Genomic DNA, 17,669 nt, shown 5'->3' on the forward strand with positions numbered 1-17,669 from the left:
TATGAAACTTGGTGCTCGCGTTTTAAAAACGGGTATTGCCATTACATTAGCTTTATTTGCTTGTTTATTGCTTGGATTACCAAGCCCTGTATTCGCTGGGATCTCAGCAATCTTTGCTGTACAACCCTCTGTATACCGATCGTATTTAACAGCTCTAGAACAAATTCAAGCAAATGTAATTGGAGCAATTTTTGCCATTGTCTTTGTGTTTGCTTTTGGAAACAACCCTTTTATTATTGGATTAACATGTATATTAGTTATTGCACTTGCTTTACAATTACATTTAGAAAATACAATTTCTATCGCTCTCGTAACTGTTATTGCCATTATGGAATATCAAGGTGCAAATTTCTTTGATTTTGCCCTATTACGCTTTGCAACAATTATGATTGGGATTATCGCGGCATCTCTCGTAAATCTAATATTTATGCCGCCAAAATACGAAACAAAACTTTATCACAAAATCGTTGATAGTACAGAAGAAATTGTAAAATGGATTCGTATGAGCAGCAGGCAAGCATCTGATTTCACAACATTGAAAACAGATATTGACCATATGAAAGAAAAAATGATTCGTCTAAATCATTACTACTTACTGTATAAGGAAGAAAGAAGCTACACGAAAAAAGTACAAGTTGCTAAAATTCGTAAGCTAGTTTTATTTAGACAAATGTTAACGACAACTAATCGTGCTTTGAGCACATTAAAAGCATTACATCGAACAGAAAACGAATTACGTTATATGCCAGAATCGTTTCAAGAATCGATTCAAAATGAACTTGATTCATTAACACATTATCATGAACAAGTATTGCTGAAATTTATCGGAAAATCCAAAAAACAACAATCTGTTGAATTTCTTGACGAGATTTCTATTGGTAAACAACAACTAATCGATATGTTTATGAACTATCAAAATAAAGAAGATGAAGAAAGCTATAAAATATGGCTTCATCTATTCCCTCTCGTTTCAGCTATTATTAATTATAGCGAGGAAGTAGAACATTTAGATTTACTTGTAGACAGTTTCTATACGTATCATAATCCAGAAAATGAACTACAAATTCAAGATAAACAAGAAGATGAATAATAAAAAACGACCCTTTCACATTACGAAGGGGTCGTTTCTTTTATATGTTGAATTTGATATAAATTATAATAATGACCACGCTTTTGCATTAATTGCTGATGAGAACCCTTTTCTTTTATCTCACCGTCTTCTAAATAAATGATTGTATCTACATGTGTAATTGTTGATAATCTATGCGCAATAATAATTGTAGTTCGATCAGCAGCTAGCGTTTGCAGGGCTTCTTGAATATAACGTTCATTTTCTAAATCTAACGCAGATGTAGCTTCATCTAAAATAAGCAATGACGGATTTTTTAAAAATACACGTGCAATCGCGATGCGTTGTCTTTGTCCACCTGACAATTTCACACCTCTTTCTCCGACCACTGTTTCATATCCGTCAGGTAAACTCGTAATAAAATCATGAATATGTGCAGCTTTAGCTGCTTCTACTACCTCTTCTTCTGTTGCTTCAGGCTTTCCGTATAAAATATTCGCTCCAACTGTATCACTAAATAAAATGTTATCTTGCAACACAAGACCAATATGACTGCGTAAATTACGCACAGCGTAATTCCTAACATCAATCTTATCTACACAAATTGATCCTTTCGAAACATCATAAAAGCGAGGGATTAAACTTGCAAGTGAAGACTTTCCACCCCCACTTAAACCGACAAGTGCTACTTTTTCACCTGGTGAAATAGATAAAGAAATATTTCGAAGTACATCTTGGTCATCTTCATTGTAGCGAAATGAAACATTTTTAAATACGACCTCACCTCGAAGTGAATCCTTTACGATAGCATCTGGGCAATCTATAATATCATACTCCTCATCTAGCAATTCAAAAACACGGTCCATAGAGGCAAAAGATTGCGTAAGTGTGGTCGAAGAGTTTACAAGACGGCGTAACGGACTATATAAACTATCCATATATCCAACAAAGGCTACCATTGTACCGAGCGTTAACGATCCATGAATGACTTCATAAGCAGCAAAAGCGATGACGATTAAAGGACCAAGATCCGTTAATGTGTTTACAGTAGAGAATGTCCTCGCTGTCCAGCTCGTATGTGTTAGTGCCTTCGTTAAGAATCTATTATTCTTCTCTTGAAATTGCTCTTCTTCATACTCCTCTAATGCAAAGCTACGTGTCACTGGCATACCTTGAATACGTTCATGTAAATACCCTTGCATCGTCGCCAATGCTTGTGAACGCTCACGTGTTAATGTTCGAAGACGACTGAAAAAATATTTGACTGCAACTACATAAACAGGCAATACGAGTAAGGAAACAAGCGTTAATTTCACATTCATCGAAAACATAACCGCAATTGCAATAAAAACTGTTGCTGTGTCCAGCCAAACATTCATTAACCCAGTAATAACAAAGTCTTTCGTCTGCTCAACATCATTAATTACACGAGAAATAATTTCACCGGTCTTCGTATTAGAGTAATAACGTAAGCTTAATTTTTGTAAGTGCGCGAAAATATATTTTCTCAAATCATACAACACTTCATTTCCGATACGCTGCGCAAAATATTGACGATAATATTCAATTGGAGGCCGTAGCACCGCAAAAATAAACAATGCAATCCCAATAGCTGTAAATAATTGAGATGTTTTCTGTTCTAGTGAACTTCCCCCTTGAATAATATCGTCAATAATATACTTTAATAACCACGGCATAATAAGCGGAATACCAAATTTAATGAGACCTATTACAATAGTAATTGTAATGGACCACCGATACGGCTTTACGAATTGCAGATACCGTTTTATTCCTTTCATGCCACTCCCCCGTTCTAACAAGACAAAACCTGCAGGATTTCCTAGCAGGTTTTTCTCTAGTCTCTATACATTAAATATCGTTCATACCACATATCAATAAAATCAGGAGCAAATGGGCCCTTTCGTTGATGAATCCACTGCGTTAAATACTCAACGTTTCGTTTTAATATCGTATCAATTACAGCTGGATAGTTCATAAGCTCACGATGTTTCTCATACTCATCTTCATCTAACAATGTATACGTCATATCAGGATAAACCTTAATGTCTAAATCATAGTCAATATATTTTAGCGCTTCATAATCGTAGGCAAATGGCGAACTTAAATTACAATAGTAGTATACACCTTCCTGCCTCAGCATTCCAATAACATTAAACCAATAATTCGAATGAAAATAACAAATAGCCGGCTCACGAGTAATCCACGTTCTTCCATCTGCTTCTGTTACCATCGTTCGATCATTTGCTCCAATAACAAAACTTTGTGTCCCTTTTAAAACCGTTGTCTCTTCCCACATTCTATGAATAGAGCCATTATGTTTATAACTATGTATTTGTACTTTTTCTCCTTCTTTGGGAAACCCCATACTTTCTCCCTTCTTTCGTCGTGAACGCTCTTCTAAGGTTGTTACCTGGTATACTTTTCATTTTTACTTTTTTCTCAAAACATATTGAGTCGAATTCACTTTTCTTTTTATTATAACGGTTCTGTCGAAATTTTAAAACAAAAGAGCCGATTTACAAAATCGTCTCTTAGTTCGAAAGCATTTTCTCATTTTCAAAGGAATGAATTACCGCTGCTGTTTGCTGCTCAAATTTCTGCTGTAAAGCTTTTAAAGTTTTTTCTGTTCTTTGAATTTCCTGCCGAATAAAATGAAGTTCTTTCATATCTAGCTTATCCATTTCAAGGTTTTGGTATTTCTCTAGATGAACCTGTAACTTTAACAATTCGTCCATCGTCCTCAATTGTTCTTCAACTAGTTCATCAAACCGTTTCATTTCATACCTCCTTAAAAATGGTTCATCACCAAAAGACGGGGGTGACATATAGATAGATGTACACTCCACTCCGAGTGGACGCTTTCCGCGGGCGAGAGCGAGCCTCCTCGGCAAGCCTGCGGGGTCTCACTTTCCTCGCTATTCCCGCAGGAGTCGCCACTCTCCGTTCCATGTATTAAACAATGATTCATTTTCAAAAAATCAACCCCACGTTACGGTGATGAGCCTTAAAAATACTATTACATAGTTTCGAATAAAGACGGTGCTTCTCCTTTGACTATATTTGTTGACTTATTAGAAGTTGTGTCGGCCCTTACAAACAAAGTGAAACTTCCATCAGTGGGGGCTTACTGCCTGTTCATGCGGGATAAAAAAGAAAAACACTCCTCTTACATGAAAGGAGTGTTTTTCTTTTTTATTAAGATTGTGATTTCTTAGCTGCTGATTTTGCGTTTTGTTGTTTTACTGCTTGTACATTTGTTTCTGTTGCAAACTCTGTACCATAGCTAGCAGCCGCACTTTGAGCTGCACTAGCGCTAGAAGCTTGTGTTTTCTTAGCTTCTGCCTGTGCGTTTTGTTGTTTTACTGCTTGTACATTTGTTTCTGTTGCAAATTCTGTGCCATAGCTAGCGCTTTGTTGTTTCGCGCTTTGAACACTAGCACCAGAAGTTGTTTTTCCAAAACCTTGTTGTTTGTTCATCTTTCTCACCTCCACAAAACATAATGTAACCATCCTTCACTGAACATATCCGTAAAAAGTGTGAAAAGAAAATTATTTTTTTACGTATACAGACAAAAACGTTCATTCAAACTAACTGTGATGGAGGTGTAAATATATGTATCTTGGACGTGATATGACAGAATTATCAATGACTCCGAAAGATCATTGGAAAAAACATGAACTCGCTTATTTTCATCATTCTTTGCAGCAAATGATGCCATACTTAAATGTAGAAGGCCAAACTATTTATAAAGAGATTATAAAAGAAATTGAAGCACGCGGTGGCCTGCAGCGGCAATAAGCTGGCTAGACACACAGGACAAAAATATCCTATGATTAAAAACTCCAGCCGCTACGGCTGGAGTTTTTTCACACACTCTTCAAAAATTGTTCGATGCGATTTAGAAATTGGTAACTGTTCAAATTCCTGAACCGTTATCACCTTTAAAATATCTGTTTCAACAATTGAATTTGTTACTGTACCATAAAATACAAATATATCCCACGTTCTATGCGTAAATGTATGCTGAACATTCATTGCATAATCATCAATAGAAACAGAAAGAGCAAACTTCTCTTTCATATAATCTGTCAATTGTTGTTTGTGGTTACGAATCCCTTCTCCAATTTCTACGTTAGGAAATTCCCACATGTTAGCAAGTAGCCCTGTGCTCTCTCTTTTATTAACCACATATTTACCATCTTCTGTACGCAATACACCAGCAACAATCGGAACCATCTTCGGTGCTTTCGCTTTACTTTTCACAGGTAATTCCTTTTGTACTCCCTCCGCAAACGCGCGGCAATGCTCCCTAACAGGACATAGAAGACAAGATGGATTTTTAGGAATACAAATAAGTGCACCTAATTCCATCAATCCTTGGTTAAAATAAGAGGGATTTTCTTTTGAAATGATTTCACGAACAATATCTTCAAATACTTTACGTGTCTTTGGTTTAGCGATATCATCCCAAATCGATAAAATTCGTGATAATACACGCATCACATTTCCGTCAACAGCCGGCTCTGGAATTCCGTAAGCAATACTTAAAATTGCTCCTTTTGTATACGGTCCCACACCTTTTAACTTTTCAATTTGTTTTACATCGCTTGGGACTTTTCCACCATATTGTTCTTTTACTTCTTTTACTGCAGCATGTAAATTACGTGCTCTTGAGTAATAACCAAGTCCTTCCCACGCTTTTAGCACCTCTTCATCCTCAGCATCAGCTAACGCTTCTAGCGTTGGAAACTTTTCCATGAAGTTTGCGTAATATGGTTTTACAGCTTCAACTCGTGTTTGTTGAAGCATAATTTCCGAAACCCAAACACGATACGGATCTTTATTGATGCGCCATGGTAGATCGCGCTGTTCTGTTTCAAACCAACTGATTAAATCATGTCGAAATTTTTCTATGTTAAAATCATCTAATATCTCAAGCTTCAAACTTGATCCCCCTCATTTTTACATATACGTACTATTATAAAGAATTTAGGAGAAAATTTAAGTAAGATGATTAAAGAAATAAAAGGTAAATGCCTTGTGATATAAAACAAAAAGAGTTACATTAATAAAAAACGGAGGTGGTTTTCATGGACACAGCCACTCATCTTGTCATGGGCGTTACATTAGGAAGCTTAGCCACACTAGATCCAGCGCTCAGCCAAAGTGACTTAGGACCACAAGCTGTGATGTTTGCAACAATTGTTGGTTCGAATATCCCTGATATTGACACTGTCTTAAAATTACGAAACAATGCGAAATACATTCGAAACCACCGGGGAATTACTCACTCTATCCCGGCTGTTATGCTTTGGTCATTTCTGATTAGCGGGATTACCTTTGCAATATTTCAAGGAACTCCTTATCTTCATCTTCTTCTATGGTCATTTATTGCTGTTTTCATTCATGTTTTTGTTGATATTTTTAATGCATACGGTACACAAGCGCTGCGGCCCTTTACTAAGAGATGGGTGGCATTAGGCGTCATTAATACATTTGATGCAGTTATTTTCTTCATTCATACATTAGCGATTGCATGTATGCTTGTCGGTGCAAATAAAGGTTATACGGCTGCTGCTGCTTATATATTAATGACCGTTTATTATATTGGCCGAATTATGATGCGCCAAAATGTAAAAAGTGTCGTAAATAAACGGTTTCGTGATGTTGAACAAGTCATTATTTCACCGTCATACCGCTTTTATCATTACCGCCTAGCTATTGTGACAAAAGATCATTACTTCGTTGCTCATTGGCATCGCGGTCATATTATGGTTCATGATAAATTCGAGCGCATTCCATTACCTAATAATGATGTCATTCGTGCCGCTCAAAAAGATGAAAACATTTCAGCATTCTTATCGTTTTCTCCTGTCTATCGCTGGGACATTTTTGAATACAACGATTATTATGAAGTTCGATTTATTGATCTGCGCTATCGCAGCAAAGGTTATTATCCATTTGTTGCAATCGTTCAGCTTAATAAAGAGCTCGAGATTATGAGTTCATACACAGGATGGATTTTCAGTGAAGAAAAACTACGAAAAAAATTAGAATTACTTCCCCATTAAAAAAACGACCGCAATTGGTCGTTTTTTTAATGTTTTAAATGATTGTCTTTGTTAATTAAATGACTATACTTTGGATTATTCGTTTGAATTTCATGCAAACGCGCCCCTTGGTTATTAATCCATGCTCGTACAACTTTCTCTGTCATTTCAATCCCTTGATACGTTCCTGTTTTTGCATATGTCGCTCCAAAATCTTCCCATAACAACTCAACCCAAGTACGCGCCTGAGAATAAGAAAGGGTAGCATTTTTTTCAAGAAGTTCTTTCGTTAACTTTTCAAAAATATCGTTCATTTTATGTCTCCTTTAGTCAATTTATCCATTTTACGTTATAGAATATTTTCTCTCACATTGCACATTCTATAAGTGATACTTTTTGTATCAATTTGTAGCGAGGGGGAGTTCCTCTTGGGTAAACAATCTGAAATTTGGTCTGAAGCTAGAAATAACAATAAGTTAGACGGTTCACCAAAAGCAAAAGCTCGTTTTGCGTCAAAACGACCTAACGGCACTATTAATACGCATCCGCAAGAGCGAATGCATGCCGCTAATCAAGACGAAGCATAATAAATATCTATCGATAACTTCTTATACGAGGTGATAAGATGAGCTACCGTGATCATTTAGACCATCGTTCCGAATTATTTAACCCTACATGGGCCCGTCCAAAACATGCAAAAGCACAAGTGAATGGACAAACGCAGCAAACTCAATCTCTCATTATTTTGGCAAATGAGATGAGAAAACGCCAATATTAGCCGTCCATCTCCTTTAACAACTATGAAAAGTGAAAACCAGAGCAGCCAAGGCTCTCTGGTTTTTATTTCTGTTGCAATAGCGAAATAGGAATACCAATTTCCTCTGTTTCATTTTGTTTGTGACCCCAAGCAAATACTCCATTAAAATACGTTATGGTAAAAGATACCCCTGGCTCTTCTATAAGTTCATATGTTTCACCAATCTCAAATGTATTTATGTCTGTCATATAAGCACGAGCCATTGCAATTTTCCTCATTAATACATCAAATTCATTTACAATTCCAAGCTGTTCTGCCTTCACTGCCTGTTCTTTTAAAATGCCAATTTCTTCTCTTAACTCGTGTGGTGTCATCTCGCTGTAGCGCTTTGGCATATTTCTCATATTTTCCCTCATCCCTCTTCACGTTTCATTTGAATAAACACTTCTATTTCATCAATCGAAAAACCCTTTCGATATAACGCTTGCTTCATCTTATTTTCATACGTCCAGCCATCATACTTCTTATATTTTTCATGATATTTATTACCATGATATATAAGGGCTTCTTCTTGCTTTTTATCATCCTTTTCATCCTGTAGTTCCTCTAAACAAATTTGAATGATATCACGTCCATACCCTTTACGTACTAACATTTCTTCTAATTTTTGTTTCATTTGCAGAAAAGAATGTTTTTGATAAGACCTCTTCTTTTTTTCTATAAGTCCAAGACCATTTTCAATTTGTTTTTCTTGTGGATACTCCTGTAAACTATGAGTAATAATTATATCCGAAACACCCTTACTTAGCAGTTCACGTCTAATAACAATCGGTCCTTTTTGGCTCACATTGCTATGAGTACGTACATATGCAATTGCATACTCTTTATCATTAATATAACGATCACGCAATAGCTTTGAAATAACTTCAGAGATGATGGCTTGTCCAATTTCTTTTTTCCGTAATTGCTCTTCTACTTCTTGTTTCGTTCTCATTTGATGCGATAAATAACTAATGGCGTATAAATACGCTTTTTGTACTTCTTCATCATATAAAATATTTGCTAATTCAACATCATCAAATTCTAAACCTTTTTGAAGTCCGTGTTTAATTAAGGTCACTTGATCTACACTGAAACCATATTCTTCTCCATGACCTTTATCAACATAAATATTAAACCTTTCTTTTGTTCGCTTTTGTACTTCTATTTTTGTAATGACAGCCATAAAATTCACCTCAACATCATTTTAACATATATGTAACAAATTTAAATTTCTTGAATATACATAATAAGGAGGGACTTCTCTTGGAAATTGCTATTTCTGGAGGAACAGGTTTTATTGGAAAAGCACTCACTTTATATTTAGCAAGCAACGGACATACCGTATACATTTTGACGCGTCAACTGAGAGAAAATCATTCACCTTCAACTATCCAATATATAAAATGGGATGCTGCCGATTCAAAATTCCCCCTTCCTTCCATTGATGTTGTTATTAATCTTGCCGGGGAATCTATAAACAATGGACGTTGGACTAAAAAACAAAAAGAAAAAATCATCAATAGTCGCTTACAAACGACAAAAGGATTAATTAAGCAACTACAAACGCTGCCCCAATCTCCGCATACATTTATAAATGCAAGTGCAATCGGCTATTATGGTACATCAGAGACAGAAATATTTACAGAAGACTGCCCAAAATCAGGTAATGATTTTTTAGCTACTACAGTAAAGCTATGGGAAGAAGAAGCAAGCAAAGCCGCAGCACTTGGTATTCGCACTGTCTATACACGTTTTGGTGTTGTTCTCGGAAAAGATGGAGGGGCACTACCGAAAATGCTACTTCCCTATCAATTGTTTATTGGAGGAACAATTGGATCAGGCGACCAATTGCTTTCTTGGGTGCATCTAGAAGATGTTGTCCGAATGATTGATTTTGCTATTCATACAAAAGAAGTGAACGGTGCATTAAATATTACAGCTCCTCACCCAGTGACAATGGAAGAATTCGGAAGAACCATCGCAAAAGTGATGCATAGACCGCATTGGTTACCAGTACCTGCATTTGCACTCAAAATCCTTCTCGGTGAAATGAGCACCCTTATTTTGCAAGGACAAAATGTATTACCTCAAAAAGCAATACAACATGGATATACACATTCTTATGATACTTTAGAACACGCGCTTCAAAACATTGTATCGCACTAATAATTTCTAAACTTTCTCAAGAGAAAAAACTCGTATGCAGAATAAAGAGGTTATTATGAAAATATTATTTAAGCAAGCCACTGTTTACCCTATTACATCTCCTAAGTTACAAGGTGATGTATTAGTAGAAAATAACAAGATTACTGCATTAGAACGATCTATTGAATCTAGCGAAGATATGACCGTTATTGATGCACGTGGTCTTCATCTTCTTCCAGGCTTTATCGATGTGCATACACATCTTGGCCTATATGATGAAGGAACTGGATGGGCTGGAAATGATGCAAATGAAACAGCAGAAATGCTAACTCCTCATATTCGCTCTTTAGATGGCATTCACCCTTTGGATATGGGTTTTCAAGATGCTGTACAAAGCGGTATTACAACCGTACACGTTATGCCTGGAAGTCAAAATGTAATTGGCGGAACAACATGCGTCATAAAAACAGCAGGAAATAGTATTGATCATATGGTCATTCAAGAGCCCGCAGGTCTGAAAATTGCGTTTGGAGAAAACCCAAAAGGAATGCATAGTAATGGAAATAAAGAATCCATTACCCGTATGGGAATTATGGGGATGCTGCGCGAAGCTTTTTATGAAGCAAAGCATTATGGGAATGATGCGGACTTTCGAATGGTTCCTATCTTGCAAGCGCTCCGCCGCGAAATTCCTGTACGCGCTCACGCCCACCGTGCAGATGATATTCTTTCTGCTCTTCGCTTTGCAAAAGAATTTAATCTTGATTTACGTATTGAACACTGTACAGAAGGTCATCTTGTTGCTGATAAATTAGAAAACCACGATTTAAAAGTATCTGTCGGTCCAACATTAACACGTCGTTCAAAAATTGAATTAAAGAACAAATCTTGGCAAACGTATCATGTCTTATCGAATCATGGGATTGAAGTCTCTATTACGACAGATCACCCCTATACACCAATTCAGTATTTAAATGTTTGCGCGGCTATCGCTGTAAGGGAAGGATTAGATGAACATAAAGCTCTAGAAGGAATTACGATTATACCTGCTCGCAACTTACGTTTAGAAAAGAAAATTGGTAGTATCGAGCCTAGGAAAGACGCTGATCTTGTCCTATGGACTCATCATCCTTTTCACTATTTAGCCAAGCCTGTATTAACGATGATAGATGGAAAAATTATTCATACAAAAAAATCATAAAAACTAGTTTATTTTTTTGACTAGATAAAGTATTATACGATTATAAACTGAATGAAACCATGATCAATTTGTGTCGTGTTGAGTAATTTCAAATTGATGAATGGGGAAGGCAAATGGTGCGCCACCAGCATTATAGACTGGTTCTAGTGGGTTCGATTCCCACCCCGAAATTTTTTTAAGTTTTATATAAAAATTTCGAGGGTGGGGTGTTTTTTGTCGTCATGCTGCCCTCTTTTTAGGAGGAGATAGTATGTTAAAAAAACGTGACCTACATGACAGCCACGTTCTATATGATTTGATGATTCACCCTGATGTCTTCCCCTTTGTGCGTCAGAAGGCATCTTCTTATGAAGAATTTTTGTTTTTAACAAAACAAACAATTGAAGCTGAAGAGCGCGGAGAACTAATTTCACGCACAATTGTTGATGAATGGGGAAACCCTATTGGAACAATAACTTTATTTGATGTGCAAGAAAAAGCAGGTTTTCTTGGCACTTGGCTTGGCAAACCGTATCACGGAAAAGGTTATAATAAACCAGCAAAAGATGCTTTCTTTAGTGAACTTTTCTATGAATTAGATATTGAGACTATTTTCATGCGAATTCGCAAATTAAATACTCGCTCTATTAAAGCTGCCGAAAAATTGCCATACGTTAATCTAGCAAATGAAACAAGAAAATGTGTATATGATCAAATTAACGCGAATGGTGAAGTATATAACTTATATGAAATTCCAAAAGATCAATACACACTACACACAATGCGCGAAGCAACATTCCAAGACGCTCATCATTTAAAAGAAGCATAATCTATGTATATCTCCCTCTGTCATTGGTAACGATAGGTAATGACTTTATGACACGAGGTGAACTGTAATGGATAAGAAAAAACGTGAAAAATCAAGAAATACATTATCTAGCACACAAGAAGTTCTCTATCAACGTGAATTTAAAAGAGCAGATCGTGCAGCTGGATATAAACCAAAAGGAATTTATTAACATAAAGCTACCTCTTATTCAGAAGAGGTAGCTTTTTTTGTGGAAAACTTTATCCACAAAAATAATGAAATTGTGTATAAATTCTAATATCTTTTCTATAAAAGGGGACTTTAACCACAGTTATCTTGTTCATTTTGTGGATATATTTACTAAAAATTGTGGATATTGTGGATACTTTTGTTAATATTTAAAGTTTACTGTATATTGTAAGCGGATTCTTTTGTGGATAAAGTGAAATTTACATTCACCTTCTTTATTTTCTCAAAATCCTGACGAAAACATCTATCCCCGCAAGTAGTGAGATACAACCAAATGTTGGATTAGACTGCAGTTTGATTAAAGATTGCACACACATTGATTTTAATATAAAGAAAAAGACCTCATTTTGAACAAAGTTTAATCAAAATGAGGCCGCTTTTTAATATTGCTAGGTTATTTTTATAAAAAAGATTGATCATTTTGTCTGATATTTTCAACAAACTTATGAGTATGTAAATGATAGCAAACCATGCTACTAAGAATTCCACTGACATCACACAACTTGTCTCTTTCGAAGGTGAGAATATTAAATGTGGATAATACAAATATATTCAAATTCCATTAATTTTCCGCACCAAAAACGCCTCTATTCATTCCCTTTCAAATTGAAAAATATCTTGATTGATCATTTGATGAAAATATTTATCCATTTCTTCTGCTGAAACACTTTTTCTATTTTGTAGCCACCATGTACTTAACGTTGTAATTACACCCGAATAGAATTCGATAATTAACTCATTGGGTATCGTATGATTTTTACAAAGTCGACTTAGTTCTTGATTCTCCTGTTTCTTCATTTCACGAGTTTGATAATGTATAAAGCTAATAAATTGTTCATCATCCATTTGTGACTCTAATATTTTACCAATCTCTTCATGATGTAAGAATTGCTCCATCATTTGAAATGGCTTAGTTAATCGATCTAAAAGCGGGATGATAAAATCTTCCCCTTGATATTGTTTAAATCCAAATGCCAATAACGCGTCTTTATCTTCAAAATGTTTATAAAATGTTGTTCGATGCACCATCGCACGATCACAAATTTGGTTGATGGTAATGGAACTATATTTCTGCTTTGATTGCGTCATTAATTCAAATAAAGACTCCCACAATAATTTATGTGTACGTCTAATACGTAAATCCAGCTGCCCCTCATTACTATTCATCTACACTTCTCCTTTTCTGTAGATTAATTATACAACTGGCGAAAATTGATTCTCCCTACTTTTAATCTACACCTGTATATTATATTACACATGATCTTTTAGATACAAATGTATTAAAAAGAGAGATACAAAAAATAGGAGGAAAATCGATAAATGAATATGACAGCCACGAGTTCCACAAGCAGCAAAATTAATACTTCTAATAGTAGACATACACCCATTTTAATTGCATTAATTTTAGGTGCAATGGTCGCATTATTAAACGAAACATTACTTGGTAATGCTTTAACCGTATTAATGAAAGATTTTGATGTAACAGCTTCAACAATTCAATGGCTTTCTACATCCTACATGTTAGTTGTTGGGGTTTTAGTGCCGATTACAGCTTTACTTCAGCAATGGCTTACAACAAGACAAATGTTCTTAGCCGCCATGTTAACATTTTTAGTCGGTACATTGATTGCTGGATTCGCACCGACATTTGCCGTTTTATTAATTGGACGTATTGTCCAAGCAATCGCTACTGGGTTAATTTCACCCTTACTAATGAATACGATTTTAATTATTTGTCCACCTGAAAAACGTGGTGCCACAATGGGCTTAATAGCACTTGTTATGATGTCTGCTCCAGCAATTGGTCCTACTTTATCTGGACTTATTGTCGATTCTCTTAATTGGCGCTGGTTATTCTACATTGTTATTCCTATCGTAATCATTTCCATTTTAATTGGAATGAAGTATATTCAAAATGTCACAGAGTTAACACGACCAAAAGTTGATTATTTATCCATTCTTTTATCAACATTAGGTTTCGGTGGTATTGTGTATAGCTTTAGTTCTTCAGGTGATTTAGGATGGTCAGATCCTAAAGTTTATTGCTCTTTAATTATCGGGGCTATATCCTTATTCATTTTTGTTGTTCGTCAATTAAAAATCAGTAATCCAATTTTAGAACTACGCGCATTTACATTTCCAATGTTTACTTTATCAGTTGGGTTAATCTTCATCGTCATGATGTCGCTGTTCTCAACAATGACATTATTACCAATGTTCTTACAAACGGTTTTACTTGTTACAGCCTTTAAATCAGGGTTAATCATGCTACCAGGGAGTATGATTAGTGGCATAATGGGACCAATTGCAGGTAAATTATTTGATAAATTGAGCCCAAAGGTTATTATCATCCCTGGCATTGTATTAGTGGCCATTGCAATGTGGCTATTTAAAGGCATTAATCCAGAAACAACATTGACACAAATCATCTTGATGCACAGCGTATTAATGATTGGACTCATGTTTGTAATGCCAGCACAAACATATGGTTTAAATCAATTGACACCAGAACTTTATCCACACGGTACAGCACTCTTTAATACATTACAACAGGTAGCTGGCGCGCTTGGCACAGCTATATTTATATCTAAAATGTCTTCAGGCACAACTAAATATATGGAAAACTCAGTAAATCCAATGGATCCAGCAGAAAAGTTAAATGGCTTAACATCCGGCTTCCAAGGGGCATTTACGCTTGGGTTAACCTTGGTAATTGTTGCCCTCGTTGTATCGTTTTTCTTAAAAGGACAGAAAAAGAAAGCAAAAACCACCCAGCTCTTACACAATGAAAATTAGAAGAACCTAAATTTTGTATTAGCTGTAGATTGATTAAATAAAAACATCAAAAAGACATCTTTACTAGTTAAAGATGTCTTTCGTTATAACCTCCGTTGGATTGAATATAGGTATAACAGTAAATTTTAAAGTCCTTCATGTTGATTTTTGTATATATTACTATCCATTTAAACAAAATAACGAAAAAAACCTCCTTCTACTCAGATAGAAAAGAGGTTCTTATATTAAGTAAAAGACTGTACAAGGGCCGGTGGATGTACTGGTGAATGTACTCGCACATGATTTTCTTCTAAAATAGAATCTACAATATGAAACGCTGGTTCCGGATGATAAATGCGTTTCATCGCTTCTTTCATTTGCAATAACTTCATATCATCTTGCAATAATTCTTTCGTTTTCTCAAAAATTTCATTATCTTCGCGAATAACAACTGCTGCACCTTGTTTTTCAAAGTAATTCGCATTTTCATTTTCTTGCCCTGGTACTGGTTTATATAAAACGACAGGTACTTGCAAAGCTGCTGCCTCACTTAATGTAATTCCTCCTGGTTTTGTAATCATACAAGAGGTAATACGGAACAGCTCGTCAATATTCTCTACATAACCGAATACTTTTAATGCATCTGGATTGCTTTCTTGTAATTGAAGCAAGTCCTCTTGCAATACTTTATTTTTCCCACAAACTACGGCTACCTGCAGGTCAGGAACTGACATAAAGGACTGACATAACCCTTTTACACTTCCTAACACTCCATGCGCTCCTGCTACAATAAGCAAAATCTTCTTGTCCCGTGACAAATCATACTTGTCATACAATGCTTCTACATTGATGACTGCTTCAAAATTTTTACGAATCGGAATCCCTGTTGCTACAATTTGCTCAGCAGGTACTCCTACCTCTATCATAATGTCCTTCACATAATCTGTTGCAACAAAATAACGATCTACTTCTCGGTGAATCCATATTTTATGCAAGCAAAAATCAGTAACTACATTATAAACAGGAATAGAAATACCTGTTTGCTTTTTCAACTCTGGCACTGCAATGATTGGAAATGTATTAATAACAATATCGGGTTTTTCAGCATGCAATATCGCTTTTAAGCGTTTTCGACCAAAATTAGCATACCATGATGCAATTTTTTTATCGTAAATTTTCTCAACACCATAATAAAATAAGCGGTATAGCTCTTTCCCAATTGTATAACTTTTCAAATATAAATATTTTGTAATGTCTGTTATGACAGGGTGCGATTCACTAAAAAGATCGCATACGATTACATCCTCAAGTCCTCTTTGACGAAATGTTTGTTCTAATGTTTTTGCTACTTGTACATGACCGTTACCGTAATGTGCTGTTAATATTAAAACCTTGGGGTTTTTTATCAAACAAATCCACTCCTAGCTTTTTCGGTCTTTCATATTGTATCTGTCACAATATAAAAAACAATTCCCTTATAATTTTGCATGTTTGAATTCCAACGGTTTTTCGTTGGATCTGTACCTGTCGTGGATATGCAAAGCATATGTTATTGACCCCTTAATCCCATCTGCTCATATCTTAACATTATACTTTCCTATAACTGCTTTCGCAATAACTTGACTTTTATCTATACTCCATGATACGCCTTACATTATTTCTTAATTCTTTCTATTGTTTCGTTTTCCCTTTACATTTTTGTAAATTTATCCATATCGTTTCTTTACAAAAATAGACATTGTGTAATCATAGTATACTCTTTTCCTTATGTTTGCTCTACTATTTATCAATGGAAAGCAAAAAGTCTAATCCACAATTGGATTAGACTGCTGCTAAAGTATTCTTTGCTTTTTGAATGCTTTCTTCCGTTGGAGGCTCTACTCCTTCAAGAGGATATTTATGCCCTAACGCCTCCCATTTATAAACGCCTAACTTATGATACGGTAAGACTTCTACCTTTTGTACATTATCAAGACTTTGAATAAAGGCTGCCAAATTTTCTAAGTCCTCTGTACCATCAGTAATTCCAGGTACAAGTACATGGCGCACCCAAATTGATTTCTTTTTATCTGATAAATAACGAGCAAATTGTAAAATATGTTCGTTCGGTTTTCCTGTTAATTTACGATGTTTTTTTGAATCAATATGTTTTAAGTCAAGTAATACCAAATCAGTATATTCCATCAAAATGTCTAATTTTCTTTGGAATTCTTCATCTTCAGAATAGCACCCTCCTGAAGAATCAATTGTCGTATGAATGCCGACCTCTTTACATTTCTTAAACAGCTCAATCAAAAAGTCTAACTGCAGTAGTGGCTCACCGCCGCTTACTGTAATACCACCGCCGGAAGCTTCAATAAAAGGAAGATAACATGTAACATCCTGCATCACTTCTTCAACTGTTATTTCTTTCCCTTTACCAATCTCCCACGTATCCGCATTATGACAATATTGACAACGTAGTAAACACCCTTGCGTAAATATGACATAACGAATTCCTGGGCCGTCAACAGTACCACAAGACTCAACAGAATGAATTCTTCCTGTTACCATATTACTTCCTCCTCTATTA

21 protein-coding genes are annotated in these 17,669 nt (G+C 35.5%); 10 read left to right on the forward strand and 11 right to left on the reverse strand.

Features of this window, described 5'->3' with window-relative positions:
- The first annotated feature begins 1 nt into the window (after nucleotide 1).
- Nucleotides 2–1,090, forward strand: coding sequence for an FUSC family protein (locus WAX78_RS19920; RefSeq protein ID WP_336483751.1), 1,089 nt, complete (start codon nucleotides 2–4; stop codon nucleotides 1,088–1,090).
- Nucleotides 1,091–1,110: 20 nt separating this feature from the next.
- On the opposite strand, the gene WAX78_RS19925 is transcribed toward WAX78_RS19920, so the two are convergent.
- The 4 genes from WAX78_RS19925 to WAX78_RS19940 form a co-directional block, all read right to left on the reverse strand.
- The gene (locus WAX78_RS19925; protein ID WP_336483752.1) at nucleotides 1,111–2,868 is read right to left on the reverse strand and encodes an ABC transporter ATP-binding protein; all 1,758 of its coding nucleotides are present in this window, start codon (nucleotides 2,866–2,868) and stop codon (nucleotides 1,111–1,113) included.
- Nucleotides 2,869–2,924: 56 nt separating this feature from the next.
- A complete protein-coding gene (gene ntdP / locus WAX78_RS19930) occupies nucleotides 2,925–3,455 on the reverse strand; it encodes a nucleoside tri-diphosphate phosphatase (RefSeq protein ID WP_336483753.1) in 531 nt (176 codons plus the stop codon).
- A gap of 166 nt (nucleotides 3,456–3,621) precedes the next feature.
- A complete protein-coding gene (locus tag WAX78_RS19935) occupies nucleotides 3,622–3,867 on the reverse strand; it encodes a YgaB family protein (protein WP_336483754.1) in 246 nt (81 codons plus the stop codon).
- 418 nt (nucleotides 3,868–4,285) lie between these two features.
- Entirely contained in the window at nucleotides 4,286–4,582 is a 297-nt protein-coding gene (locus WAX78_RS19940; RefSeq protein ID WP_336483935.1) for a gamma-type small acid-soluble spore protein, read from the reverse strand.
- 121 nt (nucleotides 4,583–4,703) lie between these two features.
- Here WAX78_RS19940 and WAX78_RS19945 point away from each other — a divergent pair, with 121 nt between their 5' ends.
- Nucleotides 4,704–4,889, forward strand: a complete 186-nt coding sequence (locus tag WAX78_RS19945; protein WP_336483755.1) for a hypothetical protein — start codon at nucleotides 4,704–4,706, stop codon at nucleotides 4,887–4,889.
- 51 nt (nucleotides 4,890–4,940) lie between these two features.
- On the opposite strand, the gene mutY is transcribed toward WAX78_RS19945, so the two are convergent.
- Nucleotides 4,941–6,035 (reverse strand): A/G-specific adenine glycosylase, encoded by a 1,095-nt coding sequence (gene mutY, locus WAX78_RS19950; protein WP_336483756.1) that lies wholly within the window; start codon nucleotides 6,033–6,035, stop codon nucleotides 4,941–4,943.
- 146 nt (nucleotides 6,036–6,181) lie between these two features.
- On the opposite strand from mutY, the gene WAX78_RS19955 reads away from it, so the two are divergent.
- Nucleotides 6,182–7,162, forward strand: a complete 981-nt coding sequence (locus WAX78_RS19955) for a metal-dependent hydrolase (RefSeq protein ID WP_336483757.1) — start codon at nucleotides 6,182–6,184, stop codon at nucleotides 7,160–7,162.
- 26 nt (nucleotides 7,163–7,188) lie between these two features.
- Here WAX78_RS19955 and WAX78_RS19960 read toward each other — a convergent pair whose 3' ends face one another.
- Nucleotides 7,189–7,455: a YfhJ family protein gene (locus tag WAX78_RS19960; RefSeq protein WP_336483759.1), complete on the reverse strand. Its 267-nt coding sequence runs from the start codon at nucleotides 7,453–7,455 to the stop codon at nucleotides 7,189–7,191.
- 114 nt (nucleotides 7,456–7,569) lie between these two features.
- Between WAX78_RS19960 and WAX78_RS19965 the strand changes: the two genes are divergently transcribed.
- Nucleotides 7,570–7,728: a small, acid-soluble spore protein K gene (locus tag WAX78_RS19965; protein WP_242220646.1), complete on the forward strand. Its 159-nt coding sequence runs from the start codon at nucleotides 7,570–7,572 to the stop codon at nucleotides 7,726–7,728.
- Nucleotides 7,729–7,766: 38 nt separating this feature from the next.
- Nucleotides 7,767–7,919, forward strand: a complete 153-nt coding sequence (locus tag WAX78_RS19970; RefSeq protein WP_336483760.1) for a YpzG family protein — start codon at nucleotides 7,767–7,769, stop codon at nucleotides 7,917–7,919.
- 62 nt (nucleotides 7,920–7,981) lie between these two features.
- Here WAX78_RS19970 and WAX78_RS19975 read toward each other — a convergent pair whose 3' ends face one another.
- A complete protein-coding gene (locus WAX78_RS19975) occupies nucleotides 7,982–8,302 on the reverse strand; it encodes a YfhH family protein (RefSeq protein ID WP_336483761.1) in 321 nt (106 codons plus the stop codon).
- Between the two features lie 8 nt (nucleotides 8,303–8,310).
- Complete coding sequence (gene recX, locus WAX78_RS19980) at nucleotides 8,311–9,123, reverse strand: recombination regulator RecX (RefSeq protein ID WP_336483762.1); 813 nt, start codon at nucleotides 9,121–9,123, stop codon at nucleotides 8,311–8,313.
- Between the two features lie 80 nt (nucleotides 9,124–9,203).
- Between recX and WAX78_RS19985 the strand changes: the two genes are divergently transcribed.
- From WAX78_RS19985 to WAX78_RS20000, 4 genes are all read left to right on the forward strand, one after another.
- The gene (locus WAX78_RS19985) at nucleotides 9,204–10,106 is read left to right on the forward strand and encodes a TIGR01777 family oxidoreductase (RefSeq protein ID WP_336483763.1); all 903 of its coding nucleotides are present in this window, start codon (nucleotides 9,204–9,206) and stop codon (nucleotides 10,104–10,106) included.
- Between the two features lie 55 nt (nucleotides 10,107–10,161).
- Nucleotides 10,162–11,286, forward strand: coding sequence for an amidohydrolase (locus WAX78_RS19990; protein WP_336483764.1), 1,125 nt, complete (start codon nucleotides 10,162–10,164; stop codon nucleotides 11,284–11,286).
- A 250-nt stretch (nucleotides 11,287–11,536) separates the two neighbouring features.
- Complete coding sequence (locus WAX78_RS19995; protein WP_253628525.1) at nucleotides 11,537–12,094, forward strand: GNAT family N-acetyltransferase; 558 nt, start codon at nucleotides 11,537–11,539, stop codon at nucleotides 12,092–12,094.
- A gap of 67 nt (nucleotides 12,095–12,161) precedes the next feature.
- Entirely contained in the window at nucleotides 12,162–12,284 is a 123-nt protein-coding gene (locus tag WAX78_RS20000) for a YfhE family protein (protein WP_098306877.1), read from the forward strand.
- A 629-nt stretch (nucleotides 12,285–12,913) separates the two neighbouring features.
- On the opposite strand, the gene WAX78_RS20005 is transcribed toward WAX78_RS20000, so the two are convergent.
- Nucleotides 12,914–13,489, reverse strand: a complete 576-nt coding sequence (locus WAX78_RS20005; RefSeq protein WP_336483765.1) for a TetR/AcrR family transcriptional regulator — start codon at nucleotides 13,487–13,489, stop codon at nucleotides 12,914–12,916.
- A 159-nt stretch (nucleotides 13,490–13,648) separates the two neighbouring features.
- Here WAX78_RS20005 and WAX78_RS20010 point away from each other — a divergent pair, with 159 nt between their 5' ends.
- A complete protein-coding gene (locus tag WAX78_RS20010) occupies nucleotides 13,649–15,118 on the forward strand; it encodes an MDR family MFS transporter (RefSeq protein WP_413789215.1) in 1,470 nt (489 codons plus the stop codon).
- 224 nt (nucleotides 15,119–15,342) lie between these two features.
- Here the strand turns inward: WAX78_RS20010 and WAX78_RS20015 are convergent, their stop codons facing one another.
- Together WAX78_RS20015 and pflA are read right to left on the reverse strand one after the other, a co-directional pair.
- Entirely contained in the window at nucleotides 15,343–16,506 is a 1,164-nt protein-coding gene (locus WAX78_RS20015; RefSeq protein ID WP_336483767.1) for a diglucosyl diacylglycerol synthase, read from the reverse strand.
- Between the two features lie 412 nt (nucleotides 16,507–16,918).
- Nucleotides 16,919–17,650, reverse strand: coding sequence for a pyruvate formate-lyase-activating protein (pflA, locus tag WAX78_RS20020; protein WP_336483768.1), 732 nt, complete (start codon nucleotides 17,648–17,650; stop codon nucleotides 16,919–16,921).
- Between the last annotated feature and the right edge of the window lie 19 nt (nucleotides 17,651–17,669).

This window comes from Bacillus yunxiaonensis (genome assembly GCF_037104695.1).
Taxonomy (GTDB): Bacteria; Bacillota; Bacilli; order Bacillales; family Bacillaceae_G; genus Bacillus_A; species Bacillus_A yunxiaonensis.